The organism is Flavobacterium sp. (genome assembly GCF_044373165.1).
In the GTDB taxonomy this organism is placed as follows: domain Bacteria; phylum Bacteroidota; class Bacteroidia; order Flavobacteriales; family Flavobacteriaceae; genus Flavobacterium.
Genome location: NZ_JBILQL010000004.1, coordinates 25,085 through 46,750, shown reverse-complemented (window position 1 = coordinate 46,750; position 21,666 = coordinate 25,085). Strand labels below are relative to the sequence as shown.

The 21,666-nt window shown below is 38.3% G+C and carries 14 protein-coding genes and 1 tRNA gene; 5 read left to right on the top strand and 10 right to left on the bottom strand.

The window, feature by feature from the left end; translation table 11 throughout:
* From ACIQ32_RS01365 to ACIQ32_RS01350, 4 genes are read right to left on the bottom strand one after another with little or no spacing between them, the layout of a single operon-like run.
* Positions 1–528: a DUF3341 domain-containing protein gene (locus ACIQ32_RS01365; RefSeq protein ID WP_396193853.1), complete on the bottom strand. Its 528-nt coding sequence runs from the start codon at positions 526–528 to the stop codon at positions 1–3.
* Positions 529–536: 8 nt separating this feature from the next.
* Entirely contained in the window at positions 537–1,946 is a 1,410-nt protein-coding gene (nrfD, locus tag ACIQ32_RS01360) for an NrfD/PsrC family molybdoenzyme membrane anchor subunit (protein WP_396193852.1), read from the bottom strand.
* Between the two features lie 39 nt (positions 1,947–1,985).
* A complete protein-coding gene (locus tag ACIQ32_RS01355; protein WP_396193851.1) occupies positions 1,986–5,048 on the bottom strand; it encodes a TAT-variant-translocated molybdopterin oxidoreductase in 3,063 nt (1,020 codons plus the stop codon).
* A 32-nt stretch (positions 5,049–5,080) separates the two neighbouring features.
* On the bottom strand, positions 5,081–6,424 hold the full coding sequence (locus ACIQ32_RS01350) for a c-type cytochrome (protein ID WP_396193850.1): 1,344 nt from the start codon (positions 6,422–6,424) through the stop codon (positions 5,081–5,083).
* Positions 6,425–6,642: 218 nt separating this feature from the next.
* Here ACIQ32_RS01350 and ACIQ32_RS01345 point away from each other — a divergent pair, with 218 nt between their 5' ends.
* Positions 6,643–7,032 (top strand): SPOR domain-containing protein, encoded by a 390-nt coding sequence (locus ACIQ32_RS01345; protein WP_396193849.1) that lies wholly within the window; start codon positions 6,643–6,645, stop codon positions 7,030–7,032.
* A gap of 33 nt (positions 7,033–7,065) precedes the next feature.
* On the opposite strand, the gene infB is transcribed toward ACIQ32_RS01345, so the two are convergent.
* Genes infB through rimP form a run of 3 tightly spaced genes read right to left on the bottom strand, consistent with a single transcriptional unit; the run spans position 7,066 to position 11,550 of the window.
* Positions 7,066–9,792 carry a translation initiation factor IF-2 gene (infB, locus tag ACIQ32_RS01340; protein ID WP_396193848.1) on the bottom strand — a complete coding sequence of 909 codons (2,727 nt, stop codon included), beginning with the start codon at positions 9,790–9,792 and terminating at the stop codon, positions 7,066–7,068.
* Between the two features lie 41 nt (positions 9,793–9,833).
* Positions 9,834–11,075, bottom strand: coding sequence for a transcription termination factor NusA (nusA, locus tag ACIQ32_RS01335; RefSeq protein ID WP_396193847.1), 1,242 nt, complete (start codon positions 11,073–11,075; stop codon positions 9,834–9,836).
* A gap of 7 nt (positions 11,076–11,082) precedes the next feature.
* The gene (gene rimP / locus ACIQ32_RS01330) at positions 11,083–11,550 is read right to left on the bottom strand and encodes a ribosome assembly cofactor RimP (protein ID WP_396193846.1); all 468 of its coding nucleotides are present in this window, start codon (positions 11,548–11,550) and stop codon (positions 11,083–11,085) included.
* 169 nt (positions 11,551–11,719) lie between these two features.
* On the opposite strand from rimP, the gene ACIQ32_RS01325 reads away from it, so the two are divergent.
* Complete coding sequence (locus ACIQ32_RS01325) at positions 11,720–12,544, top strand: universal stress protein (protein WP_396193845.1); 825 nt, start codon at positions 11,720–11,722, stop codon at positions 12,542–12,544.
* Between the two features lie 99 nt (positions 12,545–12,643).
* Here ACIQ32_RS01325 and ACIQ32_RS01320 read toward each other — a convergent pair.
* Positions 12,644–12,714, bottom strand: a tRNA-Gln gene (locus ACIQ32_RS01320).
* 224 nt (positions 12,715–12,938) lie between these two features.
* On the opposite strand from ACIQ32_RS01320, the gene ACIQ32_RS01315 reads away from it, so the two are divergent.
* Together ACIQ32_RS01315 and ACIQ32_RS01310 are read left to right on the top strand one after the other, a co-directional pair.
* On the top strand, positions 12,939–16,217 hold the full coding sequence (locus ACIQ32_RS01315) for a protein O-mannosyl-transferase family (RefSeq protein WP_396193844.1): 3,279 nt from the start codon (positions 12,939–12,941) through the stop codon (positions 16,215–16,217).
* Between the two features lie 70 nt (positions 16,218–16,287).
* Complete coding sequence (locus ACIQ32_RS01310; protein ID WP_396193843.1) at positions 16,288–16,929, top strand: polysaccharide deacetylase family protein; 642 nt, start codon at positions 16,288–16,290, stop codon at positions 16,927–16,929.
* On the opposite strand, the gene ACIQ32_RS01305 is transcribed toward ACIQ32_RS01310, so the two are convergent.
* Positions 16,926–17,222, bottom strand: coding sequence for a thioredoxin family protein (locus ACIQ32_RS01305; protein WP_396193842.1), 297 nt, complete (start codon positions 17,220–17,222; stop codon positions 16,926–16,928). The genes ACIQ32_RS01310 and ACIQ32_RS01305 overlap by 4 nt on opposite strands.
* A gap of 74 nt (positions 17,223–17,296) precedes the next feature.
* Positions 17,297–18,529, bottom strand: coding sequence for a metallophosphoesterase (locus tag ACIQ32_RS01300; protein WP_396193841.1), 1,233 nt, complete (start codon positions 18,527–18,529; stop codon positions 17,297–17,299).
* A gap of 136 nt (positions 18,530–18,665) precedes the next feature.
* Between ACIQ32_RS01300 and polA the strand changes: the two genes are divergently transcribed.
* Positions 18,666–21,521, top strand: a complete 2,856-nt coding sequence (gene polA / locus ACIQ32_RS01295) for a DNA polymerase I (RefSeq protein WP_396193840.1) — start codon at positions 18,666–18,668, stop codon at positions 21,519–21,521.
* The last annotated feature ends 145 nt before the right edge of the window (positions 21,522–21,666 follow it).

The window sequence follows — 21,666 nt, the reverse complement described above, 5'->3', positions numbered from 1 at the left end:
TTAATGCTTATCAATTACTTTCACTTCAACTGCTCCGGTGCCTTCAAAGAATTTAACCAATTCTGCTTCGTTATCATGAACAGCCACTTCCATTAAAAAGTGGTCATCGGTTGTTCTTACATCCGGATTTTCTGCTTGCTTGAATGGCCATAACTTACTTCTCATATAAAAAGTAATTACCATTAAGTGCGCCGCGAAGAAAACTGTCATCTCAAACATTACCGGTACAAAAGCAGGCATGTTTTGGATGTAACTAAAACTTGGTTTTCCTCCGATGTCTTGAGGCCAATCAGAAATCATAATGTAATTCATCATGGTGGTGGCTACCGATAATCCAATACATCCGTAGATAAAAGCACAGATTGCCAATCTTGTTGGTGCCAATCCCATAGCTTTGTCTAAACCGTGTACCGGAAAAGGAGTATAAACTTCCTCAATATGATGGTGAGCTGCTCTGGTTTGGTGAACCGCGTGCATTAATACATCATCATCATTGTATATTGCGTGTATAACTTTATTACTACTCATAGCAATTATTAATGTTTATCTGAATGATTATGACCTTCTAATTCTCTTTGTCTTTTGTAATTCTCTCCCGATGATTTCAAGATTGTTTTAACCTCTGCCTGAGCGATTACAGGGAAAGTTCTCGCATACAATAAAAATAACACAAAGAAGAAACCAATAGTACCGATGAAAATACCGATATCCACAAATGTTGGTTGGAACATTGTCCATGATGACGGAAGGTAATCTCTGTGTAATGAAGTTACGATGATTACGAAACGCTCAAACCACATTCCAATATTTACCACAATTGAGATGATAAAAGAGAACATTATACTGGTTCTTAATTTCTTGAACCACATGAACTGTGGAGAGAATACGTTACAAGTCATCATCGACCAATAAGCCCACCAGTAAGGTCCTGTAGCTCTGTTCAAGAAAGCGTATTGTTCATACTCTACTCCGGAATACCAAGCAACGAACAGCTCAGTGATGTAAGCAACACCTACAATAGAACCTGTAATCATGATTACAATATTCATTAACTCTATGTGTTGGATCGTAATGTATGCTTCAAGATTGGATACTTTTCTCATGATGATAAGCAAAGTATTTACCATCGCGAATCCTGAAAATACTGCTCCAGCAACGAAGTAAGGAGGGAAAATCGTGGTATGCCATCCCGGAATAACGGAAGTAGCAAAGTCAAAGGATACAATGGTATGTACAGAAAGTACCAACGGAGTAGCCAAACCGGCTAATACTAAAGATACTTCTTCAAAACGTTGCCAATCTTTGGCTCTACCACTCCAACCAAAAGAAAGAATTGAGTAGATTTTTTTGGCAAAAGGAGTTACTGCTCTGTCTCTTAACATAGCAAAATCCGGTAATAAACCTGTCCACCAGAATACTAATGACACTGAAAGATAGGTTGAAATCGCGAATACGTCCCACAATAACGGTGAGTTAAAGTTAACCCATAACGACCCGAATTGGTTTGGAATTGGCACTACCCAGTAAGCTAACCAAGGACGACCCATGTGGATGATTGGGAACAAACCGGCTTGGATTACCGAGAAAATGGTCATCGCTTCCGCAGAACGGTTAATCGCCATTCTCCATCTTTGACGGAATAATAATAATACCGCTGAGATAAGTGTTCCGGCGTGACCGATACCTACCCACCAAACGAAGTTAGTGATATCCCAAGCCCAACCAACAGTTTTATTTAATCCCCATGTTCCAATTCCTGTAGAAATGGTGTAGACGATACAACCTATTCCCCAAAGGAAAGCGGCTAAGGCGATAGAAAATACAGTCCACCACTGTTTATTGGCTCTTCCTTCCACCGGAGCGGCTACATCTACAGTTACATCGTGATAAGATTTATCACCGATAACTAAAGGTTTTCTAATGGGTGCTTCGTAATGAGACGACATAATCCTTTATATTGTTTCTTAATTAATTACTTTTTGATACTAGGTATTTCTAACTTTAACGTGGTAGAAAACATTTGGTTTTGTTCCAACACTTTCTAATAAATGGTACATTCTGTTATCTTCGGCCAATTTTGCAACTTTACTTTCTTTGTTGTTTACATCTCCGAAAACCATTGCACCGGTAGTACAAGCTGATGAACAAGCTGTTTGGAATTCATCCACAGCCACTTCTCTGCCTTCACGTTTTGCAGTTAGTATAGTCAATTGCGTTTTTTGAATACACATTGAACATTTTTCCATAACCCCACGAGAACGTACGTTAACATCCGGATTCACCACCATACGTCCTAAATCATCATTCATGTGGAAATCAAATTCTTCGTTGTTGCTGTATAAGAACCAGTTGAAACGACGTACTTTGTATGGACAGTTATTAGCACAATAACGGGTACCTACACAACGGTTATAAGCCATTTGGTTTTGACCTTGACGACCGTGAGAAGTAGCCGCTACAGGGCAAACTGTTTCACATGGTGCATGGTTACAATGTTGACACATTACCGGTTGGAATACCACTTGTGGATTATCACTTGGGTTTTCCATTTGACCGAATCCGCCCAATGAACCTTTGTCTCCAAATAATCCGTCGAATTCGTCTTTTTTCTTGTTATCCCCTTCGAATGTTTCTTCAGATGAATAGTATCTGTCGATACGCAACCAGTGCATATCACGACTTCTTCTAACTTCAGATTTTCCAACAACCGGCACATTGTTTTCTGCATGACAAGCAATCACACAAGCACCACAACCCGTACAAGCATTCAAATCGATTGACAAGTTAAAGTGATGTCCGACCGAGCGATCAAAAGACTCCCATAAATCTACTGAAGTTGCAGGAACTTCTTTGTGATCTAAAGAAACCATTGGAGTTGGGTTCCATACTTCAGGCTCATCAAATTTGGCTGTGAAAACGGTTAAGGTTGTTTCTTTAATAATATCACCTCTACCCATTAATGTTTTTTGCGATTGAACACAAGCAAACTCATGGGTACCGTCAGCTTTAGTTACTGTGGCTGATTGTACGTTATCAAAATTATTGTATAAGCTGTAAGCGTTAACACCTACTTGCATTTCTTCTTTTAATGCGGCCGTTTTTCCATAACCTAAAGCCAAACCAATAGTACCTACCGCTTGACCCGGCTGAACAATTACCGGAGCAGTAATCGACGTGGCCCCAACTTTTACAGTAGCATAACTTCCGTCAAGACCACCATTGGCTACAATTTCGTTAGTCAAACCAAGTTTCTCGGCATCGGCTTTAGCAACGGTTAAGTAGTTATCCCAAGACACTCTTGTGATGGGATCCGGGAACTCTTGCAACCATGGGTTATTGGCTTGTTGACCATCTCCCATACCGGTTTTCGTATACAATACTAACTCGAAATTGGCTAATGACTTAGATTGTGACAATGCATTAGCAGCTGCAGCATAATCCGCAGACCCTGCTGATGCAGCCGAAGCTACACCCGCTACTACACCATCGTGTACAGCTTTATTCCAAGTCAAACCATTTAAGTATGCGGCTGAATTGGCTTTGATATAATCATAGTAAGAAGCACTGTTACCAGTCCATGACAACAATCCTTCTTGGAATTGTTTTGAACTAAACAACGGGCGAATGGTAGGTTGTACTAAGGAATAAGTTCCTTTAGTCAACATTAAGTCGTTCCAAGACTCTAAGTAATGAGGAGCAGGAACCGCAATATTGGTTACAGAAGCTGTTTCATCTTCTTTCAAAGAGAAGGCTACTGATAGTTTTACTTTTTTCAATCCTTCGGCAAAAGCTTTTCCATTGGCCAAAGTATAAACCGGGTTGACACCACTCATAATTAAAGTGTGTACATTCCCTGCATTGATATCGGCTAATAATTGAGCTACTTTTGCATCAGACCCTTTTCTGATCTGACGAGTTCCAACAGTAGATAAAGCTTCACTAGCTAAAGCTTGGTTGATGCCCAACACTAATAACTGTGCATTTTTATCTTGAATTCCGGAAACCAAAAGACCTTTAGCACCGGCGGCTTTTAATTGTTGAGCAGCTTTAGTTACTACTTCTTCATTGGCAATTTTACCAACACTAACAGCAGCACCGGTAACGATATTGTAAATTTTAACTAAAGCTAACTTTTGATCGGCCACTTTCATTGGCACTCTCTTATCTGCAGCCGCACCTGATAAGGTCATATTGGCTTCAAACTGGTAGTGCTTAGACATTTTGCCTTTTTGCGGAATTCTGCCATGAGCATATCCTGAATCGTATCCTCCACCTTGCCAGTCTCCTAAGAAATCAGCTCCAACAGAAACAATGGTATTGGCTTTGGAAAAATCGAAATCAGCCAAAGCTCTTTCTCCGTAAACCGCTTCGAATGCATCAAGCGCTGCTGATTCAGAAACCGAATCATACACCACATGTTTAGCAGTAGGATTTTGAGCTATGAAATCGGCAATCAACTTTTCTGTTGAAGGACTCGCTAACGTATTGGTTAATAAAACCACTTGACCACCTTTTGCTTTAGCATCAGCTAAGCTGGCTTTGATTTTCATATCAGCGGCTGCCCAAGAAGCGTCTTTTTGACCAATTTTGGTTACTTTAAGACGGGTGTTATCGTACAATGACAATACCGAAGCGTGAACTCTGGCATTGGCAGTGAACTTAGCACCGGCTATGGTATTGTTTTCAATTTTAATCGGACGTCCTTCACGTGACTTTACCAATAGATTGGCAAAATCAAACCCATCAAACATCGAAGTAGCAAAATAATCTGCCACTCCCGGAATAATTTGCTCCGGCTGTAAAACGTAAGGAATTGATTTGTGCACAGGACCTTCACAAGCAGCTAAAGTAGCAGCTGCTGTACTGAATCCAACGTATTTCAAGAAATCACGACGAGTTGTTGAAGAAGAAGATAAAGAATCTTTATCAGACAAAAACTCATCCGTTGGGATTGGTTCTGAGAATTCATTATTTCTAAGCGTCTCAACAATAGAACTATTTTCGTTTAGTTCCTCAACACTTTTCCAGTATTTTTTGTTCGATGACATCGTATATAAATATTAGCTTCTTAATAATTTGATTAATAGTGGCACTTACCACATTCTAAACCTCCCATTTGTGCTGCAGTCAACTTGTCTACACCATACTTTTTAGAAAGTTCTTCGTGAATTTTAGTATAGTAGGCATTGCCTTCCATCTTCACATCGGTTTCACGGTGACATTTGATACACCAACCCATGGTTAAAGGCGCAAACTGTTTTTGGATTTCATACTCTTGAACAGGACCGTGACACTTTTGACATTCAATACCCGCTACAGTTACGTGCTGTGAGTGGTTAAAATAAGCAAAATCAGGTAAGTTGTGTATGCGAACCCATTTTACAGGCTTGGTTTTACCAGTGTATTTTTGGGTGGCTTTATCCCAACCTACAGCATCATATAATTTTTGGATTTCTCCATCATAGAAAGCTTTGCTGTATTCTGCTGTTGCGGTAGTATCCGCTACTTCCGCGATATTTTTGTGACAGTTCATACAAACATTCAACGATGGAATACCGGCGTTCTTACTAACTCTGGCTGCAGAGTGACAGTATTTACAATCGATACCGTTGCTTCCGGCGTGAATTCTGTGTGAATAATGAATAGGTTGAATTGGCGCATAATCCTGATCTACTCCAACTTGCATCATCCAACCATATACAAAGTAACCACTTGAAAGCAATAGAAAAATTGAAGCCACCAACACTAAGAATTGATTTTTGGCAAATGCATTCCACAACGACATTCCTTGTTGCTTAGCCGGCAATTCCACACCATTAGACTTAGCTACTTTGGTCAAAACATTGTTCACAAAAAACAACATAACAACCAACATTAGCATTACCAATGCCAAAGCACCAAGAATCACATCATTAGAGATTCCGCCTTGGTTTGCATCACCACCAGTACCAGGAACCGCAGCTACCGCAGCAGCTGGTTCAGCTTTAGGCTGATCTGTGTAAGCAATAATGTTGTCGATGTCGGCCGTTGACAATTGAGGAAACGCTGTCATTACTGACTTATTGTATTCTTCAAAAATCTTAATCGCTTTGGCATCACCGGATTTAATTAAGGCAGAACTGTTGTTTATCCATTTGTAAAGCCATTCCTTATCATACTTTGCAGAAACACCTCTCAAAGCAGGACCCGTCATCTTTTTGTCAAGGTTATGACAAGCTGCACAATTGGTATTAAACAAAGCCTTACCGGCTACCGGATCACCTCCAGAAGTTGACGCCGGCGCAGCAGCAGTTGTTGCAGGAGCTGCAGCATCAGTTGTTGGCGGAGTTTCTTGTGAAAATGAAGTGAAGGAGACTGTTAGCATCAAAGCTAAACTGAAGACTATTTTCCTTGAAATCGAATTATGGTTACCCATTTTTTTCATATAATAAAATGATTATCGACTAATGTTGGCATGATTATTACTGATGATTTTTCAGCTAAAAATCGACGCTTTATTAAAAACTTGCACAAAAATACGACTTATGAACTATTCTCAAAACCTTAAATATATCATAATTACCAATTTATATTAATTCTAAATAACGAATCGTGTTTTGTTTAATTTAATAAGTTTTACATTTGTATAAAAATCAAATCATTATGAAATTTTTCATGAAATCAAAAGCTATATTTTTAAGTACAATAGTTTTCTTAATTTACCAAAAAACCTACTCACAAGATGGAAAAGTGACCGTTGATCAAGATCCTAAATTTGAACAATTGCTAAATGAGAAAAGAAAAATTAACAGCTCAATTACTATTAATGATCGGTACAAAATTCAGATTTTTAATGGTGATAGTGAAAACTCAAAAAAAACTTTGATTGAATTTAAAAAAGAATATAAAATTTTAGATGCTACTATCGTGTTCAGCACACCTATGTATAAGGTGTGGGTTGGTAATTTCAAGACCCGGATTGAAGCTGAAAAAAATTTACAATTATTAAAGAAAAGATATCCCGCTGCCTTTTTAATCAAACCTAATAAATAAAAAAAGCCCCGAAATTCGGGGCTTTTTTATATACTATTTCAACTTTTTCTTCACTTCCACTTCTTGGAAAGCTTCGACTACATCATATTCATGGATGTCGTTATAATTCTTAATTTGCATACCGCAATCGTATCCTTTAGCTACTTCTTTCACATCGTCTTTGAAACGTTTTAACGTGGCCAACTCTCCTGTGTAAATAACTACTCCTTCACGAATTAAACGGATTTTAGAGTTTCTGAAGATTTTACCATCAGTAACCATACATCCTGCAATGGTTCCCACTTTAGATACTTTAAAGATTTCACGAATCTCAGCCGTACCGGTAATTTCTTCTTTCATCTCAGGTGACAACATACCTTCCATCGCGTCTTTCAAGTCGTCGATAGCATCGTAGATGATCGAATAGTTTCGGATATCGATTTCTTCTTTGTCTGCCAATTGCTTAGCATTACCGGAAGGTCTAACATTAAATCCGATAATAATCGCATCTGAAGCTGAAGCCAACAACACGTCGGATTCGGTAATGGCACCAACCCCTTTGTGAATGATTCGGATTTGAATTTCTTCGGTTGACAATTTCGAGAAGGAATCAGACAACGCTTCTACCGAACCGTCAACGTCTCCTTTCAAGATAATGTTTAATTCTTTAAATTGTCCTAAAGCAATACGACGACCAATTTCTGCCAAAGTGATGTGCTTTTGCGTACGAACCGATTGCTCACGCAATAATTGGGTACGTTTGGCCGCAATTTGTTTAGCCTCTCTTTCATCTTCAAAAACATTGAATTTATCTCCGGCTGTTGGTGCACCGTCCAATCCTAAAATTGAAATTGGTGTTGACGGACCGGCCACTAAAATATTATGACCTCTTTCATCGTGCATGGCTTTTACTTTACCGTGGTTTTTCCCGGCCAAAACATAATCCCCAACACGTAAAGTTCCGGCTTGTACCAAAACGGTAGACACATAACCTCTACCTTTATCTAAGAAAGCTTCTACCACAGTTCCAAGAGCTGGTTTATTAGGATTAGCTTTTAATTCTAAGATTTCGGCTTCTAGCAATACTTTTTCCAATAATTCTTTTACACCTGTTCCGGCTTTGGCAGAGATGTCTTGGGATTGGTATTTTCCACCCCAGTCTTCTACCAATAGGTTCATTCCGGCCAATTGCTCTTTAATCTTTTCTGGATTAGCTGCCGGTTTATCGACTTTGTTGATGGCAAAAATCATAGGAACACCAGCTGCTTGAGCATGACTGATGGCTTCTTTGGTTTGTGGCATGATATCGTCATCCGCAGCAATTACGATGATGGCGATGTCGGTTACTTGAGCACCACGAGCACGCATAGCGGTAAAAGCTTCGTGACCCGGTGTATCTAAAAAGGCAATTTTTTGACCATTGTCTAATTCCACTCCGTAAGCACCAATATGTTGGGTGATTCCACCGGATTCTCCGGCAATTACATTTGTTTTACGAATGTAATCCAACAAGGAAGTTTTACCGTGATCCACGTGTCCCATCACTGTAACAATAGGAGCTCGGAATACTAAATCTTCCGGACTGTCTTCAACAACTTCTAGGTTTTCTTCAATATCTGTAGTGATGAATTCTACTTGAAAGCCAAACTCATCGGCAACAATTGAAAGCGTTTCTGCATCCAATCTTTGGTTCATGGTTACCATGATACCTAAGGTCATACAGGTTCCGATCACTTTGGTAATCGGCACATCCATCATGGTGGCAATTTCACCTACCGTAACAAACTCGGTTACTTTGAGAACTTTGCTTCCTTCTTCAATGGCTTGCATTTCATCTTCCGAACGTTGACGGTGAGAATCACGCTTGTCTCTTCTGTATTTGGCTGCCTTAGATTTATTTCCTTTACCTTGTAAACGCTCTAAGGTTTCTTTGATTTGGTTTTTAACTTCTTCTTCTGTAGGCTCAACTTTTTGAACAATAGCAGGACGATTGCCTTTTTGGAATCCTCCCAGTTTATTGCCAAACTTATTACCACCGCCTTGAGCGTTGCCACCGCTGGTTATTGCGGGCTTATCTCCTGGTTTTGGCGCAATTCTTTTGCGTTTATTTTTATTGGCATTTTGAGCAGCATTGGCATTTTGAGCATTAGCAGCTGCAGGTTTATTGTTGTCTTTCTTGAAATCCTCTTTCTTCTTTTTCGGTTTGTTGAATTGAGACAAATCAATCACCTGACCGGTTAAAGTAGCGCCGGATAATTTTTGGTATTGTGTGGTAATGGTTTCGTCAGCCGGGGCATCATTTGATTTTGGTGTTGCTTTCGCAGGTTCGGCGACCGGAGTAACTTCACTTTTTTGAATAACACTTTCTGATTTTTCTGCTGTGATTTTAGGAGTTTCCGTTGCGGCGGGTGCAGTTGGCTTGATTTCTAAATCAATTTTACCAACTTGTTTAGGAGCAGTAATTACAGCTTTCGCCTTGATTAACTCTAAACGTTGGCGCTCTTCATCCGCTTTGCGCTTGTCTTCAATTTCTTTTTCTCTTTCCAGTCGAAGGGCTTCTTTTTCTTTTCTGATTTCTTCACTCACACCTTTAGAAGCTTCTTTGTTGCCTTTGTCACCGGCAAATTGACCACAAAGAATATTGTATACATCATCGGAAATTTTTGTGTTTGGACTTGCTTCAATAGCAATGCCTTTATCCTTAAGATAATCCACAGCTCTTTCCAAAGAAATATTTAATTCCCTTAAAACTTTATTAATTCTAATATTTCCTTCAGACATAAAATCTAATTAATGTTATCTATTGTTGTGTTGGTGAAAGTTTAGTCTTCAAACTCTTCTTTCAAAATTTTTATTACTTCTAAAATAGTTTCTTCTTCTAAATCGGTTCTTCTCACTAAATCGGCAACATCTTGGTTTAGGATGCTGCGAGCGGTGTCTAGACCGATTTTAGCAAACTCATCAATAACCCATCCGTCGATTTCGTCTGAGAACTCGGTTAATTCAACGTCATCTTCTTCGATAGCGCTGCCTTCTCTGATAACATCTAACTCATAACCGGTTAACAATCCTGCTAATTTGATGTTATGACCACCACGACCGATGGCTTTCGAAACTTCTTCTAATTTCAAGAATACTTCCGCTCTTTTTTTCTCTTCATCAATTTTTACAGAAGATACTTTAGCCGGACTTAACGCTCTGGTAATGTACAATTGTAAGTTACTAGTGTAATTGATAACATCAATGTTTTCATTACCTAATTCACGAACAATACCGTGAATACGAGATCCTTTCATTCCCACACAAGCCCCTACTGGATCAATTCTATCGTCATAAGAATCTACGGCAACTTTTGCTTTTTCTCCCGGAATTCTCACCACCTTTTTGATCATGATTAAACCGTCAAAAACTTCCGGAATTTCTTGTTCAAATAATTTTTCCAAAAACTTATCTGCCGTTCTAGACATGATAATTTGTGGTTTATTTCCTTTTAATTCAACGCTTTCAATAATACCGCGAACGTTATCTCCTTTACGGAAAAAGTCAGACGGGATTTGTTTTTCTTTTGGCAAAACAATCTCGTTTCCTTCGTCATCTACCAAAATTACAACTCTTGGGCGAACATGGTGCACTTCGGCAGTATAAATTTCACCTATCAAATCTTTAAATTGCTTGTAAAGATTGGTATTGTCATGCTCGTGAATTTTTGAAATCAGATTTTGACGTAAAGCCAAAATAGCTCTTCTCCCTAAGTCAATTAATTTTACTTCTTCAGAAACATCCTCACCAACTTCAAAATCAGGCTCAATTTTACGCGCTTCTGACAAAGCAATTTCTTGGTTCTCATCTTCTACTTCATCATCAGCTACAACTATACGATTTCTCCAAATCTCCATATCTCCTTTGTCAGGATTAATGATGATGTCAAAATTATCGTCAGAACCGTATTTCTTTTTTAATGCGTTTCTAAATACATCTTCCAAAATCGCCATAAGCGTTACTCGATCAATAAGTTTATCGTCTTTAAACTCTGAAAATGATTCGATTAATGCAATATTTTCCATGCCTGTTTTAATTAAATATTATTGTAACAATTGCTTCTTTTATCTCTGAGTAAGGAATGTCCCGTTTGTGTTCAACCGTTTCTTTTCCTTTCCCTATTTTTTTTGGTTCTCTTGCTGTCCAAACAAGGGTTATATTTTCTTCATTAGCCGTTTCTAATTTCGCCTCAATGGTTTCAGAAGCTGTTTTTACTTTTAGCGTACGGCCAATATTTTTTTTGTACTGTCTGACTAATTTTAAAGGCGAAGACACTCCGGCAGAGGCTACTTCCAACGAAAAATCCTGCTCTTCTCTGTCGAGTTTGTTTTCAAGGGCACGACTAACATCAATACAATCCTGTAAAGTTATGCCGTTATCCCCGTCCAAAGTTACGGTAATTTTATAACTCTCTGAAATACTTAAATCTACCAAAAACAAAGAGGAATTATTTTGTAATTCTTCCGTTATTAAACTAAAAACTTTTTCTTTAAATGTCATTGTTGTATAAAAAGAGGGAAGCATTGCTTCCCTCATTATTTAATTTGTATGGTAAATAACGGTGCAAATATAGTTATTTTTTTATAAATCAAAAATCATTGCCGAATCAAAAAAAAATAATACCTTTATTGTGTTAAAATATCCTATCCAAAAATTACGTTTTTATATTATGAAAAAAATCTTAGTCCCAACTGACTTCTCTGAACACGCCAAATACGCCTTGAAAGTTGCTGCGCAAATTGCCAAAAAAAATGACGGTGAAATCTTTTTGCTTCACATGTTGGAATTACCACATGAAGCCGGTGACGCTATTGGTAGCGGGCATGAATTACCTGAAATTATGCTTTTCAAAAACGCCGCTATCAATCGCTTGGAAGATTTAATGGACGACCCTAGTTTAGAAGGTCTCAAAGTTTCTGAAATCATACAATTTGAACTGGCCTTCGACGGTATTATGAATATCAGCAAAAAAAATAATGTGGATTTGATTGTTATGGGTTCTCACGGAGCCAGTGGTTTCAAAGAAATGTTTATCGGATCTAATGCCGAAAAAGTAGTTAGAAATTCTGAAATCCCTGTATTAATTATCAAAAAAGAAGCGGGTGATTTTGAAGTAAACAAGTTTGTTTTTGCTTCTGATTTTTCAGATGAAATCAAAAAACCTTTTGCGAAAGTGGTTGAGTTTGCAAATAAATTCGGCTCAGAATTGCATTTAGTAATGATTAATACTCCAAGTAGCTTTAAGCCTACTCATATTGCCAAAGAAATTATGGACAATTTCATTGCGGGTTTTACCATAAACAAATATTCAACCCATATTTACAACGATGTTAATGTTGAAAGTGGCGTGTTAAACTTTACCAATAGTGTAGACGCTGATTTAATCGGAATGAGTACACACGGCAGAAAGGGTCTTGCTCATTTCTTTAACGGTAGCATAAGTGAAGATTTAGTAAACCACGCCGTAAGACCGGTGGTAACATTTAAAATTTAGCACTCACTTCTAATTAAAAACAAAAAGCCGCAATTCTATGCGGCTTTTTTTTGTACATCAATATAAAACAAAAAATCCCGCTAAGTGCGGGATTTATCGTTGGTCTACTAGGACTCGAACCTAGAAAGACGGCACCAAAAACCGTAGTGTTACCATTACACCATAGACCAATTAGCTTATTGCGAGTGCAAATTTAGAACAAATTTTATTCTACACAAACAATTCGCTAAAAAAATTAGGCAACTTTTCTTTTACTTTCTTTGCCTTACTTATAATAAACTTGAAATTAATCCGTTACCTGATTTATAAATTTTTATTAATGCAGGTTTAATTACGTTAAAAAAAACAGTTTCTTTGTAAGCGTAAAAATAAACTTATCTCATTTCCTATTTCTATGATGAATTTTAACTTCAACAAGTGGAATACCATTTTAGGATGGACAACTTTTGTCATTGCCTTAATCACTTACACATTAACTGTTGAACCCACTATGAGCTTTTGGGATTGTGGCGAATACATCTCTACAGCAGCCAAATTAGAAGTTGGGCATCCACCCGGCGCACCGTTGTTTCAAATCATCGGAGCGTTTTTCTCTATGTTTGCTTTCAGCAAAGAAAATATAGCCTTAATGGTTAATATGACCTCTGTGTTTTCAAGTGCTTTTACGATTTTATTCATGTTCTGGTCTTCGTCTATTTTGTTGAGAAAGATTGTTTCTTCCTACACCGAATTCGACAACAATAAAGCCATCGTAGTTTTGGGAAGTTCATTAGTTGGTTCTCTGGCTTTTACGTTCTCCGACAGCTTTTGGGCAAGCGCTGTAGAAGCTGAAGTATACGCCATGGCTTCACTCTTCATTGCCATTCTATTTTGGTTAGGCTTGAGATGGGAAGAAGACATGCACAATCCAAGAGGCAATCGTTGGTTATTGTTAATATCATTGTTAATCGGACTTTCCTTTGGGGTGCACTTTATGGCCTTGTTGACCATTCCGTCTATCGGATTTTTATATTACTTTAAAAACTATAAAAAGATTACCGTCAAAAGTTTCATCATCGCCAACATTATTATTGTAGCGGTATTGCTATTCATCTTTAAGCTATTGCTGCCTTACACATTGGCTTTCTTTGGTAAAATGGAGATCTTTATGGTAAACAACATTGGATTGCCTTTTAACTCGGGAACTATAATTGCAGCTATAATTGTGATTGCCTTCTTCTATTTCGGCTTAAAATATACGCGTGAAAAAGGACATCCGTTTTACAACACCGCTCTACTTTGTATTCTATTTGTTTTAATTGGGTTTTCCACATGGATGATGTTACCCATTCGTGCCAATGCCAATGTAGTTATCAACGAAAACAAACCTTCCGATGCAGCCGAAGTCTTGGCTTACTATAATCGTGAGCAATACGGTGTAAATCCGTTATTTTACGGACCGCAATACACCGATACTTTTGCCGGTTTAGATGAGGACCAACCTTATCTGGACAAAGCGCCTAACTACGAAAGAGACTATAAAACCGGTAAATATGTTATTGTAAACAATTATAAAAACGCTGAACAAAACACCAACGATAACCACAAAGCTATTTTACCGCGCATGTGGAGCACCGATCATATCGAAAATTATATCGAATTCACCGGACCACCAAAATTTACCTTGAACCACAATTATCCTTATGAGGAAGATTTGGCACAATATGGGGTTAACTTAGACAGTTTGAGTGAAGACCAAGTCATGCAAGCAGTAGGACAGTTGAAAGAGGAAATGCAAAAGAACATCAACGATTTCAAAAACGCATATGCCCAAAAACAAATCGACAATGAAGATTATGTTGATTTCCTTAAAAAATACAGCGATTACCTGATTGTTGAGAAGCCATCAACAGCCGACAATCTCTTGTTTATGGGAGAATACCAATTCGGCTATATGTATGGTCGTTATTTATTGTGGAATTTCGTCGGAAGACAAAATGATATCCAAGGCAAATACGACAACTTAGACGGCAATTGGATTAGCGGTATTAAATTTGTTGACGAACTCCATTTAGGAAAAGGCACACAAGAAAACCTTCCGGATGATGTTGCCAATAATAAAGGTAGAAACGTTTATTATTTCTTGCCCTTCATTTTAGGGCTCATTGGACTAATGTATCATGCCCAAAGAGATTTGAAGAGTTTTTACGTCTTATTGGTTTTATTCTTATTCACCAGCATTGCCTTGAAAATTTTTCTCAACGAAAGACCTTTCGAACCGAGAGAACGCGACTACGCCTTAGTAGGCTCATTCTATGTTTTTGCTATTTGGCTGGGCTTTGGGGTTTATGCCATATATGAAATTGTTACCGATTACTTCAAATCGAAGTTAGCCGGGCCAATTGTCATCGCCGCTTCACTTTTAGCTGCACCGGTATTAATGGCCAGTCAAAACTGGGATGACCATGATCGCTCAAATAAATACACGGCAATTGCCATGGCAAAAAATTATTTAGAATCATGTGATCCTAATGCTATATTGTTTACCATTGGTGATAATGATACTTTCCCATTGTGGTATGCCCAAGAGATCGAAGGTATTCGAACCGATATTAAAATCGTTAATACCAGTTTGTTCATGACAGATTGGTACATTGACCAAATGAAATTCAAAACCTATGAAGCTGAAGGTTTGCCGATTTCTTTTGATCATAATGAGTATGTAGGTGATAAATTAGATTATGTTGCACACATTCCGAAAACCGATGCTCGTTGGGATGTGAAGGACTTCATCAACTTCATCAAAAACCCGCAATCAACCATTGATTTACAAAACGGACAAACCATTCATTTCTATCCAACCAACAAAATCAGAATTCCGGTTGATAAAAATGTAATCATCCAAAATAAAATAGTCAATCCTGCTTTGAATGACTCTATCGTTCCCTATATTGATTTGGATGTTAAAGGTAGTGCTATGTACAAAAACCGCTTGATGATGTTAGATATTTTGGCCAATAACAATTGGAAAAGACCGGTGTATTTTACAGGAGGAAGTTTTGGTGACGATGATTATTTATGGATGAAAGATTACCTTCAACTAGACGGCTTGGTTTATAAATTAGTCCCTATTAAAACCCCAATCGACAAAGAAAACCCATACGATATGGGTCAGATTGACAGCGATAAAATGTACGATTTAGTGACCAAATGGAATTGGGGTAACGGAGAATTAACAACCATTTATCACGATCCTGAAACACGAAAAAACAGTATTTCTTATCGTACTAACATGGCGCGTTTGACAGAGCAACTTATCAATGAAGGAAAAACAGACAAGGCCAAAAAAATAATCAACTTGGCTTTGACTAAAATGCCTATGGATTACTACAGCTACTATACTATGTTGGAGCCTTTTGCCGGTGCTTATTACGAAGTTGGTGAAAAAGCAAAAGCCAGAGAATTACTTGATAAATTGATGACTAAATACAAACAAAATTTAACCTATTATGCCGGAATACAACCTTCAATACAAAATGGTATTGCAACCGATATTGTAACCGATATTGAAAGATACCGAAGTTTATTGTTGGTAATGAAAAACCGAAATGATTTGGAATACTACAATAAAAACAAACCAATATTCAACTCATTCGTACAACGCTTCACCCGTTTCGGTAGAGATTTAGAATAAACTGTTTATAAATTATAAAAAGTGCCGATAGTACCTGCTCGCTATCGGCACTTTTTTTTACTTTTATGCCATGAGTGTATGGGTTAAAACAAGTCGGTTCATCAAAACTATTTTCCCGAAGTATGTTTGGGAAATTCCCAACACGGAAAAAAAAGTATACCTGACTTTTGATGACGGACCGATTCCCGAAATAACCGAATGGGTTTTACAACAGCTGAAAGCCTACAATGCCAAAGCTACCTTTTTTTGCATAGGCGATAACATCCAAAAACATCCGGAGATTTTTCAAATGATAATCGAAGAAAAACACGCCATAGGCAATCATACCTTCAACCACGTAAAAGGTTGGGAAACTACTTTGGAAGATTATATCAAAAACACCGATAAATGTGCGGAGACTATAGCCAACTTTAAATTTCAAACACCAAGCCCCAAACTTTTTCGCCCGCCCTACGGAAAAATAAAACCTTCACAAGCCAAGTCATTACGCCAATCGGGCTATACAATAATTATGTGGGATGTGATTAGTATGGACTTCAACCCAAACACATCACCCGAAAAGTGCTTGGAAAATGTACTGAAAAATGTAGAAAGCGGAAGCATTATCGTTTTTCACGACAGTATAAAAGCTTGGCAAAACCTACAATACGCCTTGCCTAAAACTTTAGAATTTCTAAAGAAAAATGAATTTGTTTGCGAAAAGATAGATTAAAGTTGCTCCTGAACTAAAGCAATAATAGTATTGGCATCTAATTCCCCGGATTGTCTCCAAACCATTTGACCTTCTTTGTAAATCATCAAGGTTGGCAAGCCTTTAATACGCAATGCATCGGCCAATTCCTGATTTTTATCTACATCAATTTTGATCACTTTTGCCTTATCACCAAGCGCTGCGGCTACATCTCTGATGACAGGATGCATGGACACTGAAGATTCGTTCCACTCTGTGTAAAAATCAATTAACACAGGCACTTGAGCGTTGATTAATTCTCCAAATTTTGACATAAAACCAAAATATTTTTATTTCTTTTATCTTTGAAAAAGAACTATTAAACCACAAATGTAGCATTTTTAACCAATTATGCTACTCTTTCCCCTTTTTTTAGTTCGAAAACCGTGATTTCCGGCCAAATTCCAACTCGCCCGGGATAAGCATGAAACCCAAAACCACGATTCACATATACATACCGTCCTAAATTTTCATACAATCCCGCCCATTGTTTGTATACGTATTGCACCGGACTCCATTGGATGATGCCCGGAATTTCAATGCCAAACTGTAATCCATGCGTATGTCCTGAAAGCGTTAAGTGATAATGCTTCTCGTCGTGCTTCACTTCATATTCCCAATGACTCGGGTCATGGCTCATCAAAATTTTAAAATCTTCTTGGGTCAGTCCTTCCGAAGCTTTATTCAAATCGCCGGCCTGCTTGAAATTCTTACCCCAATTTTCAACCCCAACCAAAGCAATCTCGCTATTCCCTTTTTTAATTTTGGCATGCTGGTTTAACAACAAATTAAAACCTATTTGACGATGCAAATCTTTGATGTCTTGAAAATTCTGGACTTTCGCCGCTTCACTCGGCCATTGTATATATTCGCCGTAATCGTGATTCCCTAAAACCGAATATTTCCCAAATGCGTGTGGCTTAATGCGATTGAAACTGTCTATCCAAGGATGCATTTCAGTAGCGTGTGTATTGACAATATCACCGGTAAACAAAATCATATCGGCATTTTGCTCATTGATTAAATCGATAGCATAATTGATTTTCTCCTCATTGTCAAAACTGCCGCTGTGAATATCTGAAATTTGTGTAATGGTAAATCCGTCGAAATCTTCCGGTAAATCGGGAAAGAAAAGGGTTTGTTTGATCACTCTGAAATTGTATTTCCCTTTGGTCATCCCGTACAAAAGGGAAGAAAACGGAATCGCTGCCATTACTAAAGCTAACTGACTTACAAATCTTCTTCTGTCGGGCAAAAAACTACCACTGTCGTTGTCTCCTAAAAAATGAGTAATCGTACCCGAAAAAACCCGAAAAACATCTTCCAACAACATAATGGCCGTTAAAATCAACTTCGGAATAAACAACAACAATAATAATCCGAAAGTAATCAACGTTTTGCTGTTTTGACCAACTTTCCGATCAAACTGCGTGAATTGGTATACAATATATAAAATAGCCAGCAACGAAATCACTTGGTAAGTCACTAAAATCCATCGGGTTTTGGTGATGGTTTTAAGCGCTTGGAAGGCATAAACTTCTACTATGGCGACAAAAATGAAAAAGAAAATCCAACGCGACATGTTTCACAAATTTTAAGCAAATTAACAAAGAAAGCAGGCATTGTTATCCCCGATTTAACTAATTTTAACTTAAAATATTTCTGTCGGTCAGAACTCAAAGTTTCGTTACCTTTACCCTTTATAATTTTTTCCAGCAATGTCATCACAAAAACGCCTTTTCCTTTTAGACGCTTACGCCTTAATTTTCCGCGGATATTACGCTTTTATCAAAAACCCCAGAATTAATTCCAAAGGGATGGATACTTCTGCCATTATGGGTTTTATGAACTCTTTGATGGATGTCATCAAGCGCGAAAAACCCGATCATTTGGCCGTAGCTTTCGACAAAGGCGGCAGTGATTACCGCAACGAAATGTACCAAGAGTACAAAGCCCATCGCGAAGAAACACCGGAAGCGATTAAAATTGCCGTTCCCTATATTCAAGAGTTGTTAAAAGCGATGCACATTCCAATTATGGAAAAAGCAGGATACGAAGCCGATGACTTAATCGGAACTTTAGCCAAACAAGCTGAAAAAGAAGGCTACCAAGTGTTCATGGTTACTCCCGATAAAGATTTTGCCCAATTGGTTTCCGAAAACATCTTCATGTACAAACCGGCTCGTATGGGCAACGATATTGAAATTTGGGGTGTGCCCGAAGTTTTGGAAAAATTTGAAATCGAAAGACCCGAACAAGTGATTGATTTCTTGGGGATGATGGGCGATTCTGCCGATAATATTCCGGGATTCCCGGGTGTTGGTGAAGTAACCGCCAAGAAATTGCTGAAGGAATTCGGCACCATGGAAAATCTTTTGGAAAACACCGACAAACTCAAAGGTGCTTTAAAAGACAAAATAGAAAACAATAAAGAACTCGGTATACTATCGAAAAAATTAGCCCGAATACTATTGGATTGTCCGGTAACTTTTGACGCTGCCGATTTCGAATTGTCTAAACCCGATGTAGCAAAAACCGATGCTTTATTCCAAGAACTCGAGTTCCGTCAAATGAAAGCGCAATTCGACAAACTTTTCGGCACCGGAAAAGAATACGACGAAATTGAAGCCAATGGGAATGACAATGACAACGAACCAAAAGCGGTTAAAAAACCCGCAGCCAAAAAATCCAATGAAGATCAATTTGACTTGTTTGGCTTTTCTGATGAAGATGGCGAGGCAAATCATCATTCCTATTATGCTACTTTAGAAAACACCAAACACAATTACATAATCATCCAAGGTGAGTTAGGCGTGAAATTGTTTTTGCAAAATGTAATGAACCAATCTTCGGTGTGTTTTGACACCGAAACTACCGGAATTGACGCGTTGAATGCCGAATTGGTCGGCATGTCTTTTTCCTGGTCCAAAGGTGAAGCATTTTACATTCCTTTTCCCGAAAATCAAGAAGAAGCACAAATCTTAGCCCACAAATTCAAGCCGTTTTTCGAAAGTGAAACCATCGAAAAAATAGGGCAAAACATGAAATACGACCTTAAAGTTTTGGCCAAATACAACATTCAAATTAAAGGACCACTTTTCGACACCATGATTGCGCATTACCTCATCAATCCTGACATGCGCCACAATATGGATGTGTTGAGCGAAACCTACTTGAAATATTCGCCTAAATCTATAGAAACACTTATCGGTAAAAAAGGCAAAAACCAATTGTCTATGCGCGATGTTCCTTTGGAAGACATTAAAGAATACGCCGCAGAAGACGCCGATATCACTTTACAACTCAAAGAGCATTTCCAACCGATTTTGGAGAAAGTCGGCACCAAAAAACTTTTCGATGACATTGAAATTCCGCTGGTTCCTGTCTTGGCCGATATGGAAGCCGAAGGCATACGTTTGGACGTAAACTTCCTAAAGGGAATGGCAACCGAAATGCAAAAGGAAATCCTCGATTTTGAACAAAAAATATACGAAACTGCCGGTGAAAAATTCAATTTGGCTTCCCCTAAACAATTGGGCGATATACTATTTGATAAACTCAAAATCGGCGGCGCCAAACAAAAGAAAACCAAAACCGGTCAATATGCCACCGGTGAAGAAGTACTGAGTTATTTGGCCAACGAACACCAAATTATAAAAGATATTTTGGAATGGCGACAAATGGTCAAACTGCAAAGCACCTACATTGAAGCATTACCAAATCAGGTTGACCCGAAAACCCAGCGCGTACACACCGATTACATGCAAACCGTAGCCGCTACAGGTCGTTTGAGTTCCAACAATCCGAACTTACAAAACATTCCGATTCGCACCGAAAGAGGAAGATTAATTCGAAAAGCTTTTGTTGCACGAGATGAAAACTACCGTTTGCTTTCGGCGGATTACTCTCAGATAGAATTGCGCATCATTGCTGCTTTGTCGGGAGAAGAAAATATGATTAAAGCTTTTCAAAACAATGAAGACATTCACCGAAGCACGGCTGCCAAAGTATTCAACGTAGCTTTGGAAGACGTGACCAAAGAACAACGAAGCAATGCCAAAACAGTCAACTTCGGTATCATTTACGGGGTTTCGGCTTTTGGATTAAGCAACCAAACTTCGCTTTCCCGTAGTGAAAGTGCCGCCTTAATAGAGGCTTACTACAAAACCTATCCAAAACTAAAATCTTATATGTCAGAGCAAGTGGAATTTGCCCGTCAGAACGGTTATGTACAAACGGTTTTAGGCCGACGTCGCTATCTAAAAGACATCAATTCTGCCAATGCCATCGTTCGCGGAGCTGCCGAACGCAATGCTGTGAATGCACCTATCCAAGGAAGCGCCGCCGACATCATCAAACTGGCTATGATTAATATCCATCGAAAACTGACTTCCGAAAATTGGAAATCTAAAATGCTCTTACAGGTTCATGACGAATTGGTATTTGATGTTCACCATTCGGAATTGGAAAAAATCAAACCCATGATCAAACACGAAATGGAAAATGCTTTTACAATGGCTGTTCCGTTAGAAGTAGAAATGGGTGTGGGTCAAAATTGGTTAGAAGCGCATTAATTTAATAACGTCTAAAACGATAAAACAAAAAGCCGAAATCAAAATTGACTTCGGCTTTTTATATATTTCATCCAAATTGCAATCACTTTGATTTCATTTCCTATGCAAACCGGTCAACCTTAAAACTTTTTGGTTATTTTTGTTT

Excerpts from the sequence above, each read along its gene's own strand:
- ACIQ32_RS01365 (WP_396193853.1), bottom strand. The coding sequence starts at position 528 with ATGAGTAGTAATAAAGTTATACACGCAATATACAATGATGATGATGTA.
- nrfD (WP_396193852.1), bottom strand. The coding sequence starts at position 1,946 with ATGTCGTCTCATTACGAAGCACCCATTAGAAAACCTTTAGTTATCGGT.
- ACIQ32_RS01355 (WP_396193851.1), bottom strand. The coding sequence starts at position 5,048 with ATGTCATCGAACAAAAAATACTGGAAAAGTGTTGAGGAACTAAACGAA.
- ACIQ32_RS01350 (WP_396193850.1), bottom strand. The coding sequence starts at position 6,424 with ATGAAAAAAATGGGTAACCATAATTCGATTTCAAGGAAAATAGTCTTC.
- ACIQ32_RS01345 (WP_396193849.1), top strand. The coding sequence starts at position 6,643 with ATGAAATTTTTCATGAAATCAAAAGCTATATTTTTAAGTACAATAGTT.
- infB (WP_396193848.1), bottom strand. The coding sequence starts at position 9,792 with ATGTCTGAAGGAAATATTAGAATTAATAAAGTTTTAAGGGAATTAAAT.
- nusA (WP_396193847.1), bottom strand. The coding sequence starts at position 11,075 with ATGGAAAATATTGCATTAATCGAATCATTTTCAGAGTTTAAAGACGAT.
- rimP (WP_396193846.1), bottom strand. The coding sequence starts at position 11,550 with ATGACATTTAAAGAAAAAGTTTTTAGTTTAATAACGGAAGAATTACAA.
- ACIQ32_RS01325 (WP_396193845.1), top strand. The coding sequence starts at position 11,720 with ATGAAAAAAATCTTAGTCCCAACTGACTTCTCTGAACACGCCAAATAC.
- ACIQ32_RS01315 (WP_396193844.1), top strand. The coding sequence starts at position 12,939 with ATGATGAATTTTAACTTCAACAAGTGGAATACCATTTTAGGATGGACA.
- ACIQ32_RS01310 (WP_396193843.1), top strand. The coding sequence starts at position 16,288 with ATGAGTGTATGGGTTAAAACAAGTCGGTTCATCAAAACTATTTTCCCG.
- ACIQ32_RS01305 (WP_396193842.1), bottom strand. The coding sequence starts at position 17,222 with ATGTCAAAATTTGGAGAATTAATCAACGCTCAAGTGCCTGTGTTAATT.
- ACIQ32_RS01300 (WP_396193841.1), bottom strand. The coding sequence starts at position 18,529 with ATGTCGCGTTGGATTTTCTTTTTCATTTTTGTCGCCATAGTAGAAGTT.
- polA (WP_396193840.1), top strand. The coding sequence starts at position 18,666 with ATGTCATCACAAAAACGCCTTTTCCTTTTAGACGCTTACGCCTTAATT.